We start from the raw sequence: 23831 nt of genomic DNA, 5'->3' as shown, positions 1-23831 counted from the left end.
TTTGAAATGTTTAATGTAAAATAGATAATTCCCACTATTCGCGAGGTAGCTTATTTTGCTACGAACAAGGGTGGTACCATGAAAGTCTTTTCATCCCTACGCGAAAGGTCTTCTTTTGCGTTGGATAAAAAGGCTTTTTTATTTTATATAATTTGAACATCACCTAAAGGAAAATTAGGGAGGAGTAATAAAATGTCTGCGAATGTACCGACAAGTGTAAAAGTAGATGCAACTGAAAATGTGCAGCCAGAAGAAAAAATGAAACCGAGAAATGGTTCAGATATATTAGTTCAAGCACTTCATGATCAAGGTGTAGATATCGTATTCGGTTATCCAGGTGGTGCAGTACTGAACGTCTATGATGCGATGTACAGAAACCCAATCCGACATATTTTAACTAGACATGAACAAGGTGCAATACACGCTGCAGAAGGGTATGCACGTGTATTAAATAAACCAGGCGTAGTAATCGCAACAAGTGGTCCTGGAGCTACAAACTTAGTAACAGGTATTACAGATGCAATGATTGACTCAATCCCATTAGTAATCTTTACTGGTCAAGTTGCTTCTAACTTAATAGGAACAGACGCATTCCAAGAAGCAGACATTATGGGGATTACTACACCTATTACAAAACATAACTATCAAGTGCAAGATGTAAACGATATTCCTCGTATCGTAAAAGAAGCGTTCCATATTGCAAATACAGGTCGTAAAGGTCCAGTATTAATTGACTTCCCGAAAAATGTTTCAGCTTCTATATTCGATGAGGAGCTAGCACAGCAAAGTAGAGAGAAAGAAATCTACTTACCAGGATATCAACCAAATACAAAACCAAATTACTTACAAATTCAAAAAGCCATTACTGCAATTTCAAATGCAGAAAAACCATTAATCTTAGCTGGTGCTGGTGTATTATTTGCAGAAGCATGCGACGAATTATCTGAATTTGTAGAAAAATACAAAATCCCAGTGGTTAACACGCTATTAGGTCTTGGAAGTATCCATGGAGAGCATGAACTAAATTACGGTATGGCTGGTATGCACGGTGCCGTAGTTGCAAACGATGCAATTCAAAAATGTGATCTTCTAATTAATATCGGAGCACGTTTTGATGATCGTTTAACAGGGGATACTTCAAGATTTGCGCCGAACGCGAGCGTAATTCATATCGATATCGATCCAGCTGAGATTGGTAAAAACATTCCAACTGATATCCCAATCGTAGCGGATGCGAAAGAAGCATTAAAATCTCTTCTTAAAAAAGAGTTCCAAGCACCGGACACAACAGCTTGGATTGATTACTTAAACCAAAAGAAAGTCGACTTCCCATTCTGGATTCAGGAAGACGAAAATGAAATTTTACCGCAACAAGCACTTGAAATGATTCATACAATTACAAATGGTGATGCAGTTGTGACAACAGACGTAGGTCAACACCAAATGTGGGCGGCGCAATATTACCGTCAAAACTTTAGTCATCAATGGGTAACTTCAGGTGGACTTGGTACAATGGGCTTCGGTTTCCCTGCAGCAATTGGTGCACAATTTGCAAAACCTGATAAAAAAGTTATCTCAATTTGTGGAGATGCTGGTTTCCAAATGACGAATCAGGAACTTGCATTATTAAAAGAATTCAACCTACCAGTAAAAGTTGTCATCTTAAACAACCAAGCGTTAGGTATGGTTCGTCAATGGCAAGAACTGTTCTATGAAGGACGTTATTCACAAAGTTTAATGCCAGTACAACCTGACTTTGTAAAACTTGCTGAAGCATACGGTATTAAAGGCTACCGCATTAACACGATAGATGAAGCAAGAGCAATTTTTGAAGAAGCATTAAATTCAGATGAGCCAGTAGTAATTGATTGTCGAGTTAAACAATTAGAAAATGTTTATCCGATGGTAGCAGCTGGTAAAGCATTAGATGAAATGGTAGGGGTGAAGAAACCTTGAAACGTGTCATTACAGTAACTGTAATTAACCAAAGTGGTGTTTTAAACCGAGTAACTGGTTTACTTATGAAACGCCAATTCAATATTGAATCAATTACTGTTGGTCATACAGAACAAGCAAATATTTCAAAAATGACTTTTGTCGTGAATGTAGCAGATGAAGTGAAACTAGAACAACTAGTAAAACAATTATCGAAGCAAATTGACGTACTAAAAGTTACTGATATTACTGAAAAGTCGATTGTGTTGCGTGAACTCGCACTTGTAAAAGTTGTATCACCAGCAAACTTACGACTTGAAATGAATGCAATTGTTGAACCATTTAGACCACAAATTGTTGATACATCTAAAAATGTAGTAACGTATCAGGTTGTTGGTCACCCAGACAAAATTGATGCTTTCATTGAACTCATTAAACCATACGGAATTAAAGAATTAACTCGTACAGGTGTAACTGCAACAGTTCGTGAAACACAACCTTTAGACACACCGCAACTTTCTATTCTTAAGTAAGCTTTACTTACAGGTAGTTAGTATATATTAGCTAGCACGTAAAATTACATGCGTGCTAAGCTCCAAAATAATTTGAACACATTCTTAGGAGGAAATTACAATGGCAAAAATGTACTATGAAAACGAAATTAACGAGGCAGCATTAAAAGGTAAAAAAATCGCAATCATCGGTTACGGATCTCAAGGTCACGCACACGCTCTAAACTTAAAAGAATCTGGTTTTGACGTAGTAGTAGGTGTACGTCCTGGTAAATCTTTCGACCAAGCTAAAGAAGATGGTGTAGATGTAAAAACTGTTGCTGAAGCAGCTGCTGAAGCAGATGTAATCCAAATCTTACTTCCAGACGAAAGACAAAAAGCAGTTTACGAAGCAGAAATCGCTCCACATTTAACAACTGGTAAAGCGTTAATGTTCGCTCACGGTTTCAACATTCACTTCGGTCAAATCGTACCACCAGCTGATGTTGACGTATTCTTAGTGGCACCAAAAGGCCCAGGACACTTAGTTCGTCGTCAATTCCAAGAAGGTGCAGGCGTACCAGGATTATTCGCAATTCACCAAGATGCTACTGGTCAGGCTCGTGATTTAGCTTTAGCTTACGGTAAAGGTATTGGTTCAGCTCGTGGTGGTTTACTTGAAACTACATTCGCTGAAGAAACTGTAACTGACTTATTCGGTGAGCAAGCAGTACTTTGCGGTGGTGCAACTGCATTAGTAAAAGCTGGTTTCGAAACTTTAGTAGAAGCTGGTTACCAACCAGAATTAGCATACTTCGAAACATTACACGAATTAAAATTAATCGTTGACTTAATGTTCGAAGGCGGTATGGAAACAATGCGTTACTCAGTATCAGATACTGCTGAGTGGGGAGACTATGTAACTGGTCCACGTATCGTAACTCCAGAAGTTAAAGAAAACATGAAAGCTGTATTAAAAGACATCCAAGACGGTACATTCGCAAAAGACTGGATCAAAGAAAACGAAACTGGCCGTCCACGTTATACACAATATAAAGAAGAAGGCGCTAACCACCAAATCGAGGAAGTGGGTCGCAAACTTCGCGCAATGATGCCATTCATTCAAGAAGGCAAGAAAAAAGTGGTGATTAAATAGTGAGAAAAATTGATATTTTTGATACGACGCTTCGTGATGGAGAACAATCTGCTGGTATTAACTTAAATACTGCCGAGAAAATCGAGATTGCAAAGCAACTAGAACGCCTTGGCGTAACAATTATTGAAGCAGGATTCCCTGCTTCAAGCCCTGGTGATTTCGAAGCAGTAAATCGTATCGCTGGAACAGTGAAAAATTCAATCGTTACAGGTCTTGCTCGCTGTGTCCAAAAAGATATCGATTCAACTTGGGAAGCACTTAAAGTTGCTGAACAACCTCATATTCACGTATTCCTAGCGACTAGTCCAATTCACATGGAATACAAATTAAAAAAATCGCCGGATGAAGTAGTAGAGCAAGCGGTTGAAGCGGTAAAATACGCGAAAAAATTCTTCCCACTTGTACAATGGTCTGCTGAAGATGGATTCCGTTCTGATCGTGACTTCTTAGTACGTATCATTAGTGAAGTAATCGCTGCTGGAGCAACAACAATTAACGTTCCAGATACAGTTGGATATGCTTCACCTCAAGAATATGGTGAACTATTCACATTCTTACGTGAAAACGTACGTGGTGCAGATAAAGTGAAATTCTCTGCTCACTGTCATGATGACTTAGGTATGGCTGTTGCGAACTCAATTGCAGCAATCCAACATGGTGCAGATCAAGTTGAATGTACAATTAACGGAATTGGTGAACGTGCTGGTAACGCTTCATTAGAAGAAATCGGTGTTGCAATGCACATTCGCAAAGACATTTACCAAGTAGAAACAGGTTTAAATTTAAAAGAAATTAAACGTACTTCTCAACTAGTAAGCCGTTTAACAGGTGTAGTAATCCAACCAAACAAAGCGGTTGTAGGGAAAAATGCATTTGCTCACGAATCTGGTATCCACCAAGATGGCGTGTTAAAACATAAAGAAACGTACGAAATTATTTCACCAGAATTAATCGGTGAAGAAGAAGTTCCTTTAGTATTAGGAAAACACTCTGGTCGTGCAGCATTCCGTGATCGTGCTATCACAATGGGCTTCGATTTATCGGATGATAAGCTAAACAAAGCATTCCAAGAGTTCAAAAAGTTAGCTGACCGTAAAAAAGAAATTACAGAAGAAGATTTAATGACACTTCTTACTGAGCAACAAGTTTCAATTGAAGATGTGCCATTATATGAATTGAAATCTGTTCAAGTTTCTTACGGTACAGAAAACATTCCAACAGCTACTGCATCTGTAATTACTCCAGAAGGCGCAGTGAAAACATTAGCGGCAACTGGTTCAGGTTCAGTAGAAGCAATCTTCAATACATTAGAACAATTAGTAAATGCGAAAGTAAATATTTTAGATTTCCGAGTGAAATCAGTTGGTAAAGGTCGCGATGCATTAGGTGAAGCGGTAATCAACTTACGTTATAACGGCTTTACATCTACTGGTCGTGATGCAGCACAAGACGTTCTTGAAGCGACAGCAAAAGCATACTTAAATGCAATTAACCGTCATTTAATTCAAGAAAGCATCCGTGCAAAACAACCAACAGAAGTTTAATTGTCAATTGTAAATTGATAAACGAAGCGCCATCAAATGTTTAGACGTTTGATGGCATTTCTTTAAAAGATAACCATAAATCTCGAAATCAAGTTTATTCAATAGAGAAAGGTGTTTTTGCAGGTGGAAAAGAAAATTACAGTACTTCCTGGTGACGGCATTGGCCCTGAAGTTGTAGCGGCTGCAGTACGTGTGTTAAAAGTAATCGGCAAAAGATATAATCACGATTTCCAATTAGGATATGCTGCTATTGGTGGGGCGGCAATCGATCAATTCAACAATCCACTTCCAGATGAAACAATTGCAATGTGTGAACAAAGTGATGCAGTTCTTTTAGGAGCGGTTGGCGGTCCGAAATGGGATAACAACCCTGCAGAATTACGCCCTGAACTTGGCTTATTAAAAATTCGTAAAACATTTGATTTATTCGCAAACCTACGTCCAGTAAAAGCATTCCCATCCCTTTTAGATTCTTCACCTTTAAAACGTGAAGTCGCTGAAAATGTTGATTTAATGATCGTTCGTGAATTAACAGGTGGAATTTACTTTGGAGAGAAAAAACGTGATAATGAAGAAGCAAGTGATTTAAACATTTACACTCGTCGTGAAATCGAACGTATTGTAGAAAATGCTTTCGAACTTGCTCGCTTACGTCGCGGAAAATTATGTTCTGTTGATAAAGCAAATGTTTTAGAAACTTCAAGATTATGGCGTCAAATCGTAGAAGAAAAGAAAGAACTATATCCAGATGTTGTGGTAGAACACAATCTAGTAGACTCTGTTGCAATGAAATTAATCACTAACCCAGGTCACTATGATGTAGTCGTAACAGACAATATGTTCGGGGATATTTTAAGTGATGAAGCTTCGGTTATTACAGGTTCTTTAGGTGTACTTCCTTCAGCATCAATCCGTAGCGATAGTTTCGGTTTATACGAGCCAGTCCATGGTTCAGCACCAGAAATTGCAGGACAAGGAATTGCAAACCCAGCTGCAACAATTTTATCTGTAGCAATGATGCTTCAATATTCATTCGGAATGAAAGAAGAAGCGGCAGAAATCGAACGTGCAGTAAATACAGTATTTGAAGATGGTTACTTCACTGCTGACTTAGTGAAAGATGGCGGCCGTGCTCTAACAACTGATGAATTTACAGATAAAGTAATTGCAGAAATCGATACAAGTTTTGTAGCAGACAGTATTATGGAATCATATATTTAAGGATTGGTGAAGATTATGGCAAAGAATATTATTGAAAAGGTTTGGGATTCACATGTTGTTTACCAAGAAGAGGGGAAACCTGATCTACTATATATCGATCTTCATTTAATTCATGAAGTAACATCTCCTCAAGCGTTTGAGGGATTACGTTTAGCAGGTCGTAAAGTTCGTCGCCCTGATCTATGTTTTGCAACAATGGATCATAACGTACCAACAAAAAATTTACCAACAATTAATGACCCAATTGCGAAAAAGCAAATTAATACATTAGCTGATAATGCAAAAGAATTTGGTATCCAACTTGCAGATATCGGTCATCCAGATCAAGGGATTGTTCACGTAATCGGTCCAGAACTTGGTTTAACACAACCAGGGAAAACAATCGTTTGTGGTGACTCACATACATCAACTCACGGTGCCTTTGGTGCATTAGCATTTGGTATTGGTACTTCTGAGGTTGAACACGTACTTTCTACACAAACATTATGGCAAAACAAACCAAAAACAATGGAAATTCGTGTAAACGGTAAACTTGGTGTTGGTGTTGCAGCAAAAGATATCATTTTAGCAATCATTGCTAAATGGGGTATCGGTGTAGGTACTGGTCATATCATTGAATTTACAGGTGAAGCAATCCGCAATCTTTCAATGGAAGAGCGTATGACAATTTGTAACATGTCAATCGAAGCAGGAGCAAAAGCTGGTCTTATTTCTCCAGACGAAACAACAGTTGAATTTATTCGTGGTCGTCGTTTTGCACCAAAAGAAGATAAATTTGAAGAAGCTGCAGCTTACTGGTTAAGCTTAGCATCTGATGAAGGCTGCTCTTATGATGTAGTATTAGAAATCGATGCAGAAGAAATTGAACCAATCGTAACATGGGGAACAAACCCATCAATGGGTACAGGTGTATCTAAAACAGTTCCAACTGCAGCAGATTATGAAAATGAATCTGATAAACAAGCATTGAAAAAAGCTCTTGCTTATATGGATTTAGAAGAAGGTCAACCAATTACTTCGATTGAAATCCAACACGTATTTATCGGTTCTTGTACAAATTCACGTCTATCCGATTTACGTACAGCAGCAAGCATTGTAGAAGGTAAAAAATTACATCCAGGTGTTCGTGGTATTGTCGTTCCAGGTTCATATTCTACTAAAGCAGCTGCAGAAGCAGAAGGGTTAGATAAAATCTTTAAAGATGCAGGATTCGAATGGCGTGAATCAGGATGTTCTGCTTGCTTAGGTATGAATGAAGACATCATTCCATCTGGTGAACGTTGTGCTTCTACATCAAACCGTAACTTTGAAGGACGTCAAGGTGCAGGAGCTCGCACGCACTTAGTAAGTCCAGCAATGGCGGCAGCTGCTGCAATTGAAGGTCGTTTCGTAGACGTTCGTAAATATGTAAAACAAGAAGCGTAAGTCTAGCAAGGAGGACATAAACATGCAACCAATTAATATAGTAAATAGTGTCATTGCACCATTAGATCGTAAAAATGTTGATACGGACCAAATTATTTCTAAAGAATTTTTAAAACGTATCGAACGTACAGGTTTTGGTGAATTTTTATTCTACCACTGGCGTTTTGACGAACAAGGAAACGAGAATCCAGATTTTGTATTAAACAAACCAGAATATAAAGGTTCTGAAATTTTAGTAGCACAAGATAACTTCGGTTGTGGTTCTTCTCGTGAGCACGCACCATGGGCAATCTTAGACTACGGTTTCCGCGTAGTAATCGCACCAAGCTTTGCTGATATTTTCCACAACAACTGTTTCAAAAACGGAATTTTACCAATCCGTTTAACAGAAGAAGAGTGCGATGAAATTTTAGCAAAAGGTTTAGAAAAGCCTTATAACGTAGAAGTAAACTTAGAAGCACAAACAGTAACAGGGGAAGACGGAAAAGTATACAACTTCAACATCGACCCATATTACAAAGAAATGCTACTAAACGGCTGGGATGAAATTGCGTTAACGTTTAAATACGAAGACCACATCGCAGCATACGAAGCAAAAAGAATCGCGTTCTAATTAGAAAAGCGGAGCGCGTTCGTTCAGCCGTGACAGAAACTGGAGACTTCTGACAAGTGTGCTTGCATCTGTCGCTACGCTTTCGATGCAGATAAATCGCACACGCAGAAAGAAGTCGAAGTTTCCAAACGGCTAACGCGCGGAGCTAGATAATTCGAAAAGCGTAAGCGGAGAATTGCTAAAGCATTACATATTAAAGTCATCTAATTTCAAAAAATTAGATGGCTTTTTCTTTTTGTCAACGATTGAAAAAAATTTCGACTTGCGATTTGGAAGAGGTAATTTTACATAATAGAAAATTGTTGATTATAGTGGTAGTGGAGGGTGAAGCTGAAGTTATTTGCAATAGAAAAGGAGTTGTCTGAAAAGTCATTTTGAGACAGCTCCTTTGTAACTGACGCTACCGCTTTCGTCACAGATAAATTGCGACGAGGATGGTGACAACCACCGCAGGAACAATAATTCATAAGAGATATTTATCAAGAAAGAAAAGAGGTGTCCAAAAAATTATTACTTTTTGGACACCTCCTTCGTTTTTAGTTAAGTTATCGCATTACAAAATCACAATCGCATGTGACCCCAACGATTTAAAACTCTCGAAAAATACTTTTTCATCAATTGTTTCTTGGCCGGAGAGGGGATTCATCACCGTTACTTTTCCGTTATGATATCCCGTCACAACCACGGCATGTAAATTCATAAAAATCGGGTGCTTTTCATTTGTTTCTTTAATAATCCAATGTCCTTTTGTTCGAGGTTTCTTTAAATCAATGGTTACCCATGCTAAAACCGGTACCCCTGATTGGACATAGTTGAGAATTTCTTTTTTGCTCGCATCCGATAAATTCATTGCTCGAAATTCACTATTTTGTTCAAACAATACTTCGTTCGCCACTTCCACAATAGGGGAGGCATAGACATAATAGCCACCAGATTTTTTTGAAGGGTCCCCTGCGTATGCAACGTTCGGATCTGGTCCATACATTGTGTCACCTTTTTTGGTAACGGGTTGTTTCGGCAAATAATTGTTCGCCAAGTCCATTTTATCTACTTTCATACCATAGTAATTTAGGATGGCAGCTAATGCAGTCACTTCACAACCATTGGGAAGTTCCGGATTTTGAATAACAATTGGCACATCCAATGGCGATTGATGATTCGTATTAAAGGTTTCAATTGAAATCAGTGGCTTATTTTTATCAAATACGATGTCTTGTTTGGTTTGTTCTAGCCATTCGCCAGAAGAAAGAACCCGGTAAACGGCAATTTTATACGGTGTATCTTGTTTTACGCCAGGAAAGACTGCCTTTCCTTCTGCATCGACCACAACACTTGCGATTTCTTCACCCGTAAAGTAATCAAAGATAGTTACACCGACATTTGTTACAACATCCGCGCTGGAAAATTCAACGGTTTGTATTGTTAATTCATGCTTAGAACTCGAAATCGATTGTAGTACACCGTTATGGGATGAATCGTTTGGACTACAACCGATTAAAAGTAAGCTAGCAGTTAGGACCAAAATTTTTTTGGAATTTTGTACCTGTTTCATGTTATCTTATACCGTTACAAGTTCTTTTGCTGCTGCATTGCGTTCTTCATCTGTTTTCACAAAGTACTCATTGTACCAAAGTAGGAACATGTAAATTGACCAAATTTTACGTTGGTTATTATGTGCGCCTGATACATGTTCTTCTAATAATTTTATAATTTTTGGTTGATCGAAGAATTCCGCTGCCACATCGCTCATAAACGCATTACGTACACGTGATACATAATTTTCATCGCGTAACCAGTGACGAATTGGTACAGGGAAACCGATTTTTTTACGATTTGCCCATGCTTCTGGTAATGCATTGTTGGCAGCTTTACGGAACGCGTATTTTGAATTTTGTTCATTTACACGGAATCGAGTTGGAATTGTTGCCGCTACATCCATTACTTCACGGTCGAGTAGGGGAACGCGAAGCTCGATACTGTGTGCCATCGACATTTTATCCGCTTTTAATAAAATATCATCCACTAACCATAAATTTAAATCGAGTAATTGTTTTTTCGTTACATCGTCATGTCCTTTAAATTTATTGTAAAGAGGGGAGACGATTTCTTTTACAGATGGAGCATTTACATAATCATTATTTAAAATTGTTGCTGCTTCATCTTCTTCAAAAATACGAGCTTGCCCAATAAATGTTTCTTCCACAGGCGCATTAATACGTTTTACGAATTGACCAATTTTACTATTTGGCATAATCGTTGCACCTAAAGAAGCTAATGCTTTCACTGGACCAGGTAAGCTTTTGAATTTCTTTTGATTTGGTGTATCAGAATATAAATCATAACCACCAAACAATTCATCGGCACCTTCACCTGAAAGTACAACTGTTACATGTTGTCTTGCTAATCGTGCTAAATAATAAAGTGGTACGATCGATGGGTTAGAATGTGGTTCGTCCATCATATATTGAATAGTACCTAAGTCGTTAAAACATTCATTTGGATCTAAGATTTGGTTTACGTTTTCAATACCAAGTTCTTTTGATAATTCATAGGCATTGTCAATTTCAGAGAAGTTTTCTGCGCTGAAACCAACAGTAAACGTTTTATCTGGACGTAAAACAGAAGCAACATAACTTGAATCAACACCACTTGATAAAAATGAACCAACTTTTACATCAGCAATTGTGTGAGCTTGTACGGATTCACGAACTACGTCATCAATTTCTTCGATAATTGCATCTAATGGACGTTCTTCAGGAGTGAATGCAGGTTCCCAATAACGTTCTACTGTCAACTTGCCGTTTTCATATTTCATGTAGTGGGCAGCTGGTAATTTAAAAATCCCTTTAAAGAATGTTTCTTTTAATACAGGATATTGGAATGTTAAATATGGTTTTAATGCTTGTTTATTTAATTCCTTCACAAAATGTGGGTGAGGAAGGAAACTTTTAATCTCTGAACCGAAAAATAGAGTTCCGTTCATTTGACCATAATAGAAAGGTTTGATACCGAAATGGTCACGAGCAGCAAATAATGTTTGTTTGTTGCGATCCCAAATAACAAAGGCAAACATACCACGAAGTTTTTTCACTAAATCTGTACCATACTCTTCATATCCATGAAGAAGTACTTCACTGTCAGTATCTGTTTTAAAAATATGACCTTTATCAATTAAGTCTTGGCGAATAATTTGGAAGTTGTAAATTTCACCATTGAATACTAACACTAATGAATTGTCTTCATTGTATAAAGGTTGTGACCCTTTTTCTAAGTCGATGATACTTAAACGACGGAAACCAAGAGCCGCTTGATTTTCTACAAATTGACCACCACTATCGGGTCCTCTATGAATAATTTGATTCATCATATTTTCTAGTACGGCACTAGCATTTGCTACTTCGCCAATAAATCCTGTAAATCCACACATATATTATAGACTCTCCTTATATATAAAAATCTAACTAGATTTTTTAATCACTCTCAAAAAAAGCATTATAACTTTTATATTATACTATAAAAAAGAATACGAAAACATGAAAGCCCAGTGAATTTTACTGGGCTTCTTATTATAACGTATGCGTTCATGAACTGAAAGGGGGAGAAGTAGGATTTATTTCTTTCCGTTCGGGACTCTTTAAGTCAGGATATGCGGATTCTATTATTCTTCTAGGCATTAAGAAGAGGGTAGTAAGAATTAGCAGGATGCTACAAGTTAGTAAAATCAATTGAGCTGGGATGACGTCATACAGTAATCCGAAAAGCAGAGTGCCTATTGGTGTAAGCCCCATCGCACACATTTCGATAATCCCGTAAATTCTTCCTCGATAATTTTCATCCACATCTTTTTGAATTAAAATCCCGATTGGTGTATTCGTTGCAACAAGGGTCCCTCCAAAACAAAACATCACCATTAAATAATAAATGAAAACGATTGTACTCGTCATCGGAACAAATAATGGAAAAGCAAACGTACCGACAATCGTTGAAAGGGTAAGTATCGCTCGCTTTGAAAAGAGTAGGGGATACTGTATGTTAGAACGCACGGCAAAATATAGGGAGATGACCAGCATTCCAATGGCACTTGCTGCTTCTACAATGCCGATTAATTTATAATCCATCTCGATGATTTGAACAAAAATAAAATTTGCCCCAACAGTGATTGATGAAAAGAACAGATTTAACCATAACATCAGAAACAATAAATTTTTTAGGACGGGCATTTCTTTGATATAGTGAATGCCACTTTTTAAACTTTGGATCATGGATTCTTTTGGTGTTGACTCCTGATTTGAAAACAGTTTGAAATTCATTGTTGATTCCAAAACAAATGCAATGGAGTAAGCAACAATATTAATGACAAGAAACGTCTGGATGCTGACAAATCCAAAAAGCATTCCACCAATCATCGGGCCTAAAATGCCAGCGATAGATAAGGAGAGTTGGTTGAATGACATCGCTTTTTGAATTCGCTCTGAATCGACTAAATTCCCGATTGATGCCGAAAAGGCGATTGTTGTAAATGTACTACTAATCGTGTAGAAAAATGTTGTCAAATAAATAGCGAGTAGCGAGATGTCGAAAAACATCATGTAAATGAGTAATGCTGAAATTGAAAGAATCGTGCCGAATTGGCCAGTAAGCACAATGAATTTTTTCGAAACTCGATCGACTAGGATGCCGGCTACTGGAGAAAGTAGTGTTCTTGGGATAATGGAAAAAATTAAATTTGCTGCAAAACTAAAGGCTGAACCCGTCATCGCTAAAATGAACATACTCATCCCAAAGGTATACACATTGGAACCTAAAGTCGAACACGTCTTACTTACTAAAAAGGTATATAAATGAAACGTTGCTCTTCGTTGCATTGCCATCACTCCTTGTTTAAAAGTTTAATTTAATTAAACTAATAATATGCGAGATTCTGATTGGATTCAATACAAAAGTTTAATTTTGTTAAACTTTTTATTTTAGTTGTTGTGATTTTCGTTGGTGTAGAAGTTTAATTAAATTAAATTTCTGATATAATGAAAAAAAGGAGGAGATGGCATGGAAGCATTAGGGGAGCGCATTAAAAAACTTCGAAAAGAAAAAAAGTTAACTCTTGCCCAGTTAGCAGGGGAACGTTTAACAAAAGGAATGCTTAGTTTAATTGAAAATGGCAAAGCACAACCCTCTATGGAAAGTTTGCATTACATAGCCGAACGTTTAGGCGTTGAAGTCACAACGTTATTAGATGATCAACAGGTCGAACTACTTCGCGAGCTTTTATTTGAAATAGAAAAACAAATGAAAACCATCCAAATACCAGTTGATGAAAAGTTGATTTTGCCTATGTTTAAACAAATTGATGCTGTAAAAGATAAACTGCAAGGCAATCATTTTGAAGAAATTAGGCTGCTTGATTTTTATATAAGGCTTGCCACTTATTTGAATATTGAAGTGGATTGGTCTATGTATGACGTGATTTCTGATTACGAAAATATTCACGCTTATAATCGGGTATTTGATTGTTTTTCCTTCTTATCAAGTACCGCATTCCAACGAAACGATTATCGGATTGCCCTTCAATTTATGAAAGAGGCAGAAGAGCGAGTTAAGCCATATCTTCATAGCATTGATTTATTAACACAATTGGATATGCATTATGCGTTAACCGTTTTATATTCAGCGATAGATGATGTGGAAAATACCGAGAAACATTTACATTTCGCCCTACAAATCGCCCAGGAAAACAAAATTTACTACCGTTTGGATGATTTTTATCGATTTACTTTATCTCAAGCCATTCGTAAAGGTGATTTGGAAAAAAGTAAGTATTATTTAATGAAACTCACACAACATGCAGATTTTACGGAAGATCCAGTAGCGAAAAATATGCTTGCTTTTTGTAAATCCCATTATGCCAACTACATTGAACATGATTATGAAGCCGTTGAAAAATATGCTTCTTATTTAGATAAAGAGGCAAAAAGTGACATCGTAACTTATTATCAAATGGAAGCCACATATGCATATTGGGCGCGCGGCTTGTTTAAACAGGCCATAGAATGTAGCGAGAACTTTGAAATTCCAACGAACACCCATCATCCGATTGATTTATCGATTATGTATCAATGTTTTGCTGTTCGAGCGTTATGTTTTCTTGAATTAGGCAATAAAAAACAAGCGAAAAAAGAAGTTTCCCTAGCTGTTCAAGGGGTACAAGACTTACCAAACACCATCTATAAAACGTTTATTCAACAAGCTTATGAAAAAATTCAATATGGGAAAAAAGGGTGATTAGAGGTCGACTACTAATCACCCTTTCATCTATTTCACAGAACCACTAACAAACTCAGCATCTTTGTAATACATATTTTTCACTAATACATTTGGACCTAGACATTTCACTGCTGGACAATGACAGTTTAAACTGCGGGCTAAATCGGTATTTAACCATTTTTCAAACACGTCTGGTAAAGAATCAGTTTGAATATTGCCAAGTGGTGGAGTATCACCAAAGTCCGTAACAATGACATCTCCTGTAAAGATATTTACGTTAAGACGAGAACGCCCGTCTGGATCGTTACGTAATGTTACATTTTTAGCATTGCGTAAACGGTTAATTAATGCCACGTCTTCTTCCTTTGGGCTGCACGGATAGAATGGCAGTGTTCCAAATAGCATCCAAGTGTCTTCATCGCGAATATCGAGCAAATGATTAATTGCATCCCGTGTTTCTTCTAACGAAAGGGAAGTAAGACTTGATGCAAAGTCAGATGGGTACATAGGATGAACTTCGTGACGGGCACATTTCATCTCATGGACAATTTGGTGGTGAATGTGTTCAATATAAGGAACTGTCTTTTTATTTAACATTGTTTCAGCTGACACCATTACACCGTTTTCTGATAGCATTCTTGAATTTTCAATCATTCGCTGGAAAAGGGCAGCACGTTGGTCAAATGTCGGTTTTCGTTCCATCATCGCAAAACCAGTTTCAACAAATTCCTCAATCGTACCCCAGTTGTGTGAAATATGTAAAACGTCTAAATATGGCGCAATTTCTAAATAACGTTCCCCATCGATGGTTAAATTGGAATTCATTTGTGTGCGAACGCCGCGTTCATGGGCATATTGTAAAATCGGCTTCACATAATTCGCCACCGACTTTTTACTTAACATCGGCTCCCCGCCAGTGATACTAAGTGTTTTCAGATGTGGGATTTCATCTAATCTTCTTAAAATAATGTCCAGTGGTAGAGCATCTGGATCCTTTGTTTGAAGGGTGTAACCAACTGCACAGTGAGCACAACGCATGTTACATAAATTCGTTGTTGTAAACTCAATATTGGACAGGGTTAATTTCCCGTGTTGTTCTACGTCTAAATAAGCCTCCCAAGGATCGTACTTCGGAGTAATTTTCGTTAAAGTCGTCATAGTTTTCATAACTTCCTTTCCAACTTGTAATTCTCTCATAGAAACACTGTTTGGAAAACTAAAATTTCTTCTTTTAGAACATTTATTTGATATCGGGGAAAAATAGAAGCGTTTTGCAGGGGAAAGTGGGAAAAAGATGGAGGGGGATGTATTTGATGTGCTTGATGGTGATGGAATGGGGGTGGCGATTTTTGATGAATGCAAAAATCTGGTGAAAAATGAGTGGGAATGGTATTCATAGCTTTGATGAATGCGAAAATCTGGTGAAAAATGATTGGAAATGGTATTCATAGCCTCGATGAATACAAAAATTCAGTAGAAAACGAGTGGAAATGGTATTCATAGCCTCGATGAATGCAAAAATTCAGTAGAAAACGAGTGAAAATGGTAATCATAACCTCGATGAATGCAAAAATCATGTGAAATATGAGTGGAAATGGTATTCATAAGCTTGATGAAGGACAAAACACGGCTGAAAATGGCGCGAAATGGTCTTCATAAGCCCAATGAAGGACAAAACGCGGCTGAAATTGGATCGAAATGGTCTTCATAAGCCCGATGAAGGACAAAACGTGGCTGAGATTGGTAAGAAAAGGTCTTCATAAGCTTGATGAAGGACAAAACACGGCTGAAATGGGTAAGAAATGGTCTTCATAAGCCCGATGAAGGACAAATCACGAATAAAATTAGCTTGAAATGGTCTTCAAACCCAAATATCCTCCCAATCCCAACACCCTCAAAAAAAACCCCCACCCAAAAATCGGGACAGGGGGAGATAGAGCTAACACTAATAATCTAACTGCTTAATTAAACTATGATTTTCGCTATAGTAGACATCGCCGTATTTATTTTCGACCACGCTATTGCCGATTTCGATTTTGGAGAAGTTCACGGCTTGCACGTTGTAACGAGCATTGTTGTTGCGAATCATGCTGTCGGCCACATATACCGATGATTGGTTTTGAGCGTAAATATCTGAAAGGCTACCGTCCGTTAATTGAACGCCTTTCAAATCTACCGTTGATTCAAAATCAATCCAAATTTGATGTTGGGCGTGTTTTGAGATAAACGTATCCTGGATTAACACTTCACTATGATTTTGAATGTAAAAGGCATGTCGGCTACCCGCAAACACTTCGCTATCTTTCAAAATGACCGAACTATCATTCACCACTACTTGCGAGAGCTCGTGGCGGAAAATCGAACTATTTAACAAATAACAGTTGGAATTTTGCAATACCTTCATTCCGTAAGAGCCACCATTATAGATTTGGCAGTTTTCAAAACGGGCCGTAGATAAATCACAAATTTCCACTTGGACATTATGACTATCATAAAATTGGCTATTGACCGCCGTAAGTTCGCATTCATTCACAATAAACAAACTTTTCCCTTTAAATAATTCGCTTTCTTCCAGATGAATTTTCACGTTGGATTTGCAAGCAATATGGGGCATTTCATTTTCAAAGAATTTACATTGATCTACTTCAATGCTTGAGTCTGTCATCGCTAAAATGCCATTGCCCGCATTCGCATTTAAAATTGATTTAAAAATGGAAAATTCGCTTTTAAACACCGTCACAGCCGAATTGGCATTGTTGCATATCTCACTTTCCACAACCGCGCAACTGCTTTCGTCTTCAATACAAATGCCAACATGATAGCCTTCTTTAATAATGCATTTCTTCATGGAACAAATAGACTTATCAATAACGAAAATTTGAGAACCTCGGTGTCCTTTCACAATCACATCGTATAAATTGACGATGGATTTTTGTCGGATATTTAATCCTTGTTTATCACTTCCGTCAATTAAACTATATTCAATGTTCAAATTGGATTGTTTAAATACTTCAATACTCGCATTTTTATGTTGTGAAATTTCACAATAGGATAATTGTGCTTCACAATGACCTAAAAGTGAAATACCGGCATCTTTTCCGTGTTGAATGGTACTATTTCGGATTATTAAAAAACTATTTTGCCCAGCAATTTGGGCGGAAGCATTATATTTAAAATTTGTTGCTTGAAGGGAAACGTGCCCTTTTTGTAAAACCTGCAACCCCATTCCTTCTCCACGTTCAATGGTACTTTCGTGGTCAAAGTATTTGGCATCTTCAATAACAACCTGTGTATCTGTATGGTGGTGAATATGAACATTTTTGGTTTGTAACAAGGATTGGTTTTTAATTAATAGTGCGTGTTTGGCTTTTGATAGTTCACTATTTTCCATACAAATTTGTGAACTTTCCGCTAAAATATGAGTTTTGCCGTTTTCTTCAAACGTACAATTTTCAATGATGGCTTTACTGTTATTAATGAGAGAAATCCCGATATCCCGAGCTTTTTTAAATTCACAATGTGTTGCTTTAATTTTTCCACCATCGACAATGATAAGCACATCTGTCTTTCCACCAATTACCCTACAATTCGTTAATACCGCATCTCCTTCAATATACATGCGAGCAGTAGGGGAAAAAGTGATGTTTTGAAAAGTTACAGTTACGTTTTTTGGAATAATAAATGAACCTTCCACTATCGTTGGTATAAGTTTATCCCCAGACAGTACAGTGTTTTTTTCGAAATGAACAGATTGTTTATATAATTTCGGTTTTAATTGTATAAAACTACCGCTTTTTGAATACTTGATCATTCTTTGTATCGATTTCGTATTGATCAGTAATTTTGAAATCAATTTCAGCATTCAACGTCCTCCTTCTTACAGCCAATTCATACTCCTATTTTCACTAAAAAAACCAAATCTTAATCATTTTTTTAGAAAAGAGCAGTGCATGAAGTGGAAGGGGATTTACTCCTATTCTTTTTTGAGGAATAAATATCATTTTTCTATGAAGTTATTAGTATAAAAATGGAATTTTTTGCACATAATTGATATGTAAACTAAATTACTTTTTTCATATAAAAGGAGAAAACAAGATGGAAACCAACAAGCTTAGGCAAATCATCCAGTCCTTCAATTCAATGTTTTACGATCGTCAAAGAGAAATTGAGGCTTTAATGGTTGCGTTACTTTCTCGTCAGCATGTGTTATTGATTGGCCCAGCAGGTACAGGGAAGAGTGCTTTAGCAAGTATGCTTAGTAAGCTTGTTGAAAATTCGCGTTATTTTCAACATTTATTAACCCGTTTTAGTACACCAGATGAGCTTTTTGGCCCATTGTCATTAAAGGAGTTAGAGCAAGGTAATTTCAAACGAAACACTTCGGGTATGCTACCTGAGGCTCATTTTGCATTTATCGATGAAATTTTTAAAGCAAACTCTAGTGTATTAAACTCGCTATTGTCGCTAATTAATGAGCGAATTTTTTATGATAATGGCAAGCCAATTAATTGTCCGTTATTGACATTAATTGGTTCGTCTAACGAATATATTGAAGAAGGTGACGGATTAGAAGCATTATTTGACCGCTTTTTGCTTCGTTTGGAAGTAAAGTATATCCGGGAGAACGAAATGTTTATTTCCATGTTAAAAAATAATGAAGTATCAAACATTCCATCCTTATCCTTCAATGAATTACAGTACCACCAAAAGCAAGTAGAATTAGTAGATATCCCAGATGCCATTTATCATACAATCGCAAAAGTTAGAATCCGTTTACAAGATGAGGGGATTCAACCATCCGACCGTAGATTTAAACAATCCCTTTCATTATTACGGGCAAATGCTTATTTAGCAGGCCGAATGGAAGTGGAACGAAAGGATTTAGGGATTCTGACTAATGTCTTATGGAATCGACCAGAAGAAAGAGAAACAGCTTCAAAAATTATATATGAAATCATCGATGATTCAGTAGATACATTCATTGAAAGAATCGTCCCTGAATTTGATACATTAATACAGATAATTGAACATTCCATGACGGAAAATTCTAAGCATGCGAAGGATATGGTTGGCGAATTATTATTACAAGGAAAATCTTTATATTTAGAGGTACAAGAATTCACATCGAAAATGCCTAATCGAAAAGAATTAATTGATCTAAAAAACGATATGCATAAGCGTTTGCTCGACATGACTTCTCAAGTAATCGGCTTTTAAAATATTTTTGTAATGATATCGTCAGAGGGGTGGTTCGCATCTATAAACAAAATGAATATATCAGTGGGCAATATTCGATTTCAATCTTGAATGTGTCACAAGAAAGAATGACGCGCTTTAACGAATTGCTCACTTATGCCAAAACACTCCAGAAGCTTTGTGAAGAGGGCGAGGAAATATTCTCTGGCTTTACGAATTTAGTAGGGGATATTTGGGCCGCTTTTTACACGGCGAATATTCAATTACCGAAACAAAAAGAATGCAATCTACATGTAAAAATCATTGAAAAACTAATCACCAATCAAGAATATAACAATTGGAAAAATCTAACCCAGCTAGATGAACTGTTGTCAATCATTACGACCGAGTTTTTAGTCCAGCGCATCCTCACTTATTTTCATAGTGTCCTACCATCCCACAACCAGTTGAATCCAAAAATGAAAAATGAGAAAGCCAATCAGTTGCTCGCACGGGATATCACAATTTTATTAAATGTAAGTAAAGGGGAAGTATTATCGCTTAAAAAGGACCTTTATGAAGTGTCGGCAATGTATGGCAAACAGTTCCACCAGCTTTCGATTAAAGAGCAGCTTCAATTAGCCAAAGAATTGCAGAGTAATCCATCGTTAAAACAAATTGCGGATTTGACGGGGAAATTAAAACCCTTCGTGACGAAAAAACAACAAAGAGAAGAGAAGGATTTCACCATTCATAATATCCATATCGGGCAAGAAATTTCGAAATTAATCCCGATGGAACTTGCTAAATTTAAATATCCTTTAACAAGGCTCGATTTTCTAAGGCGATTTTCTGAATATGAAACGTTTCAATATGATGCCACTCCACCTCCAAAGGGTATAGGGCCAATTGTGTTTTGTATCGATGAAAGTAGTTCGATGTATTCGATTAAAAACGAGTGCAAAGCGTTTAGTTTGGCATTGTTAATGATAGCCAAAAAACAAAAAAGAGACATGGTCATCATACCGTTTTCGGATAGTTTAGGAGAGGTGCAATATTTTTATAAGGGACATTCCTCCATTGAGCAGTTAATGGATTTTTGTAATAGTTTTTTAAGTGGGGGAACGAATTTTGAGTTGCCACTTTTGAAATCACTAGAAATTATCAATGACAGTCCGTTTAAGAAGGCGGATATTTTATTTTTGACTGATGGTTCGAGCTTTTTAGCAACGAGTTTTATTGAAAGGTTTAATCAAGCGAAAAAGCAAAAGTCCTGTGAATGTGTCAGCATCATTTTAACGAATTATTTTAATGCCGTAGATTTAACGCTGGTAGAACTTTTTTCGGATAAAGTAATTGAAGTAAACGACCTTTTTGAAGCAACAGAAGCCTTTTCTATTGGAAATTCCTTTTTGTAGCCAAAACTCTACTTCGAGTTTACAATTGTATAGAGTTTTGGTTAGGAGGATACAAATTTTGAAAACAACTTTAATAAACCTATTAAATATGAATTTAGAAGGTAGACAACAATATGTAGCGGAGCACGGGGATGAGCTATTGCATAATATGCTGTTACATATTGGTATTCCCGAGAACGAATTGCGGGATCAACTGAATTACCGTTTATTCATCGAGCTACTTTCTCAAAATCAATTGACTGTAGAACAAATGAACAACACTGCGAAAACATTAGTAGAAAATGATTATTTGTATTCTTCTATTCATGAAAAAGAGTCTGATCATGTGTTTACAAGATCCTTTTCAGCGTTATGGTTAACGGGGTTACTTCATGCAGACCGACAACTGCATTTTTTAAATGAGAAAGATGCCTCTGCAATTTTAAATGCGAGTGCGTCTTATTTAAGCAAAGAGAAGGATGTGCGCGGGTTTGTAGGGGAAAAAGGCTGGGCCCTTGCTATTGCCCACGGTGCAGATTTAGCAACGGCCATCGTGTCACACCCTGCATTTGAAATCCGTTTATCGCCAATTCTTCTACAAGGAATCAAAGATAGCTTTTGGAAAGGTTCAGTCTTCATAAACGATGAAGATGAACGCTTTGTGGCCATTGTAGAGCAATTGATTAATCATGACTTCCCAGAAGAAGTGTTAATTGAATGGATTGAACAAGTATTTGACAAATTACAATTTTACGTAATGCAAGTCGGCTATACACCACAATACTTCGCCGCCCGCACTAACACCCTAAACTTCATGAAAACCCTCTACTTCACGTTGAAATTCTCAAAAAAAGCGCCGGAAGTGATGGGGATTGTTTCGTTAATGTTAGGGAAATGGATGAAACAATAAGAAAAGCGGAGCGCGTTCGTTCAGCTCCGACAGCAACTGGAAGAATTGGCAAAAGGGCGCTTTTTGCCCTTGCAGACGATTGTGAAGTTGCCGAGGAGCTAACGCGCGGAGCTGGACAATAAAGAAAAGCGGAGAACGCTCGTCCAGCTCTTGACGGCACTGGCCGACAAAAACGCCACATCACGTGGCATTGTCGGCACTTGTACATCCATGTACTGCGGAGACTTCCGACAAGCGTGTTTACACGCGTAGGAGGAAGTTGAAGTGACCGAAAGAGCTAGCGTTCGTAGCTGGACAACAAGAAAAACGGAGCGCGTTCGTTCTTTGCACCGAATATTTTAATTACGAAACTCTTTAATAGAAAAGAGGTGGGTATATGCGAAACCGATTTACAAGAATTCTTTTATTTGCGGCATTTGTTCTATTACTAGGGTACATGTTCAATATATTGTTTGTTCAGTTTTCTGGAGATGGGAAAGACACACCTGAAGAAGCCTTGCCAAAAGATGCTGATTATGAATGGATTGAAGGACCAAAGACCGAAAAAGAGCATCGATATTTCTTCTTATCGAATAGTCAATATTTTGGCACAGGGGTTGTAACGAAAAACTTAAGAGGATGGAGTACCGGAAAGGGTACTTATGCTCAATTACCAAATCCACTTGAGGAAAATGCTATCAAAAGTGCGCATTCCGATAGCAAAATTTTGTATGGATTAATTAAACCGAATGGCGAAATTACTGTTAAAGTGAATGGTGAAAAAGCAGATTTAGTTGATTTCACTTCATTAGATGAAGAAGTTCTTCAATTATATAATGTACAAGGGTATTCTATTTGGTACATTGATTTATCGAAACTTGAGGATCAAGAAAAATATAATATCCAGGTACTAGATGAAAAAAATAATGTTCTAAGTGAGTTATCAGTTTAGCGGTCACTTTTTGAGTGGCTGCTTTTTTGTTTGATGGGGAGTCGCGTTTTGACAATGGAATTAGGGAGAAGTGGTCTTCAAAATCCAATGAAGGACAAACCGAGCGAAAAATTAGGCAGAAATGGTCTTCATAAGCGTGATGAAGGACAAATCGAGCGAAATATTAAGTAGAAATGGTCTTCATAAGCGTGATGAAGGACAAATCGAGCGAAAAAATAGTCAGAAATGGTCTTCATAAGCGTGATGAAGGACAAATCGAGCGAAATATTAAGTAGAAATGGTCTTCATAAGCCCGATGAAGGACAAATCGAGCGAAAAAATAGTCAGAAATGGTCTTCATAAGCTCGATGAAGGACAAATCGAGCGAAAAAATAGGCAGAAATGGTCTTCATAAGCCTGATGAAGGACAAACCGAGCGAAAAATTAGGCAGAAATGGTCTTCATAAGCCTGATGAAGGACAAACTGAGTGAAAAATTAGGCAGAAATGGTCTTCATAAGCCCGATGAAGGACAAATCGAGCGAAAAAATAGTCAGAAATGGTCTTCATAAGCCTGATGAAGGACAAACCGAGCGAAAAAATAGTCAGAAATGGTCTTCATAAGCCTGATGAAGGACAAACTGAGTGAAAAATTAGGCAGAAATGGTCTTCATAAGCCCGATGAAGGACAAATCGAGCGAAAAATTAAGCAGAAATGGTCTTCATAAGCCTGATGAAGGACAAATCGAGCGAAAAAATAGTCAGAAATGGTCTTCATAACCTAAATGAACACC

At 37.3% G+C, this 23831-nt stretch carries 19 protein-coding genes; 14 read left to right on the top strand and 5 right to left on the bottom strand.

Going from position 1 to position 23831, the window contains the following annotated elements; translation table 11 throughout:
• The first annotated feature begins 192 nt into the window (after window positions 1-192).
• From ilvB to leuD, 7 genes are all read left to right on the top strand, one after another.
• Window positions 193-1956, top strand: coding sequence for a biosynthetic-type acetolactate synthase large subunit (gene ilvB / locus NKR20_RS09385; protein ID WP_253425881.1), 1764 nt, complete (start codon window positions 193-195; stop codon window positions 1954-1956).
• On the top strand, window positions 1953-2468 hold the full coding sequence (gene ilvN / locus NKR20_RS09380; protein ID WP_121215443.1) for an acetolactate synthase small subunit: 516 nt from the start codon (window positions 1953-1955) through the stop codon (window positions 2466-2468). The genes ilvB and ilvN overlap by 4 nt, the downstream gene beginning before the upstream one ends.
• Before the next feature lie 100 nt (window positions 2469-2568).
• Window positions 2569-3582 (top strand): ketol-acid reductoisomerase, encoded by a 1014-nt coding sequence (gene ilvC / locus NKR20_RS09375; protein WP_121215444.1) that lies wholly within the window; start codon window positions 2569-2571, stop codon window positions 3580-3582.
• Window positions 3582-5126, top strand: coding sequence for a 2-isopropylmalate synthase (locus NKR20_RS09370; RefSeq protein ID WP_253425863.1), 1545 nt, complete (start codon window positions 3582-3584; stop codon window positions 5124-5126). Before ilvC ends, NKR20_RS09370 begins: the two co-directional genes overlap by 1 nt.
• Before the next feature lie 123 nt (window positions 5127-5249).
• Window positions 5250-6347 (top strand): 3-isopropylmalate dehydrogenase, encoded by a 1098-nt coding sequence (gene leuB / locus NKR20_RS09365; protein WP_121215446.1) that lies wholly within the window; start codon window positions 5250-5252, stop codon window positions 6345-6347.
• Between the two features lie 15 nt (window positions 6348-6362).
• On the top strand, window positions 6363-7772 hold the full coding sequence (gene leuC, locus NKR20_RS09360) for a 3-isopropylmalate dehydratase large subunit (RefSeq protein WP_121215447.1): 1410 nt from the start codon (window positions 6363-6365) through the stop codon (window positions 7770-7772).
• A gap of 22 nt (window positions 7773-7794) precedes the next feature.
• Window positions 7795-8385 carry a 3-isopropylmalate dehydratase small subunit gene (gene leuD, locus NKR20_RS09355; RefSeq protein WP_121215448.1) on the top strand — a complete coding sequence of 197 codons (591 nt, stop codon included), beginning with the start codon at window positions 7795-7797 and terminating at the stop codon, window positions 8383-8385.
• Window positions 8386-8938: 553 nt separating this feature from the next.
• Here leuD and NKR20_RS09350 read toward each other — a convergent pair.
• From NKR20_RS09350 to NKR20_RS09340, 3 genes are all read right to left on the bottom strand, one after another.
• Window positions 8939-9937: a C39 family peptidase gene (locus NKR20_RS09350; protein WP_121214411.1), complete on the bottom strand. Its 999-nt coding sequence runs from the start codon at window positions 9935-9937 to the stop codon at window positions 8939-8941.
• 6 nt (window positions 9938-9943) lie between these two features.
• The gene (gene asnB / locus NKR20_RS09345; RefSeq protein ID WP_121214410.1) at window positions 9944-11812 is read right to left on the bottom strand and encodes an asparagine synthase (glutamine-hydrolyzing); all 1869 of its coding nucleotides are present in this window, start codon (window positions 11810-11812) and stop codon (window positions 9944-9946) included.
• 154 nt (window positions 11813-11966) lie between these two features.
• Window positions 11967-13250 (bottom strand): MFS transporter, encoded by a 1284-nt coding sequence (locus NKR20_RS09340; protein ID WP_253425860.1) that lies wholly within the window; start codon window positions 13248-13250, stop codon window positions 11967-11969.
• A gap of 181 nt (window positions 13251-13431) precedes the next feature.
• Between NKR20_RS09340 and NKR20_RS09335 the strand changes: the two genes are divergently transcribed.
• Window positions 13432-14664, top strand: a complete 1233-nt coding sequence (locus NKR20_RS09335; protein ID WP_253425858.1) for a helix-turn-helix domain-containing protein — start codon at window positions 13432-13434, stop codon at window positions 14662-14664.
• A gap of 30 nt (window positions 14665-14694) precedes the next feature.
• Here the strand turns inward: NKR20_RS09335 and yfkAB are convergent, their stop codons facing one another.
• Window positions 14695-15804, bottom strand: a complete 1110-nt coding sequence (gene yfkAB / locus NKR20_RS09330) for a radical SAM/CxCxxxxC motif protein YfkAB (RefSeq protein ID WP_253428098.1) — start codon at window positions 15802-15804, stop codon at window positions 14695-14697.
• Window positions 15805-16591: 787 nt separating this feature from the next.
• Window positions 16592-18508 carry a right-handed parallel beta-helix repeat-containing protein gene (locus tag NKR20_RS09325; protein WP_253425855.1) on the bottom strand — a complete coding sequence of 639 codons (1917 nt, stop codon included), beginning with the start codon at window positions 18506-18508 and terminating at the stop codon, window positions 16592-16594.
• A 233-nt stretch (window positions 18509-18741) separates the two neighbouring features.
• On the opposite strand from NKR20_RS09325, the gene NKR20_RS09320 reads away from it, so the two are divergent.
• From NKR20_RS09320 to NKR20_RS19450, 6 genes are all read left to right on the top strand, one after another.
• Entirely contained in the window at window positions 18742-19863 is a 1122-nt protein-coding gene (locus NKR20_RS09320; protein ID WP_121214406.1) for an AAA family ATPase, read from the top strand.
• A gap of 92 nt (window positions 19864-19955) precedes the next feature.
• Window positions 19956-21239, top strand: coding sequence for a vWA domain-containing protein (locus NKR20_RS19550; protein ID WP_253425853.1), 1284 nt, complete (start codon window positions 19956-19958; stop codon window positions 21237-21239).
• Between the two features lie 58 nt (window positions 21240-21297).
• Window positions 21298-22128, top strand: coding sequence for a DUF2785 domain-containing protein (locus NKR20_RS09310; protein ID WP_121214404.1), 831 nt, complete (start codon window positions 21298-21300; stop codon window positions 22126-22128).
• Window positions 22113-22250 (top strand): hypothetical protein, encoded by a 138-nt coding sequence (locus tag NKR20_RS09305; RefSeq protein WP_170148416.1) that lies wholly within the window; start codon window positions 22113-22115, stop codon window positions 22248-22250. The genes NKR20_RS09310 and NKR20_RS09305 overlap by 16 nt, the downstream gene beginning before the upstream one ends.
• Window positions 22251-22504: 254 nt before the next feature.
• Window positions 22505-23059 carry a hypothetical protein gene (locus NKR20_RS09300; RefSeq protein WP_121214403.1) on the top strand — a complete coding sequence of 185 codons (555 nt, stop codon included), beginning with the start codon at window positions 22505-22507 and terminating at the stop codon, window positions 23057-23059.
• A gap of 48 nt (window positions 23060-23107) precedes the next feature.
• Window positions 23108-23230, top strand: a complete 123-nt coding sequence (locus tag NKR20_RS19450) for a hypothetical protein (RefSeq protein WP_281272153.1) — start codon at window positions 23108-23110, stop codon at window positions 23228-23230.
• Window positions 23231-23831: the final 601 nt, after the last annotated feature.

Source organism: Ureibacillus endophyticus, from assembly GCF_024159215.1.
GTDB lineage: Bacteria > Bacillota > Bacilli > Bacillales_A > Planococcaceae > Ureibacillus > Ureibacillus endophyticus.
This window is presented reverse-complemented; position numbering and strand designations above follow the sequence as displayed.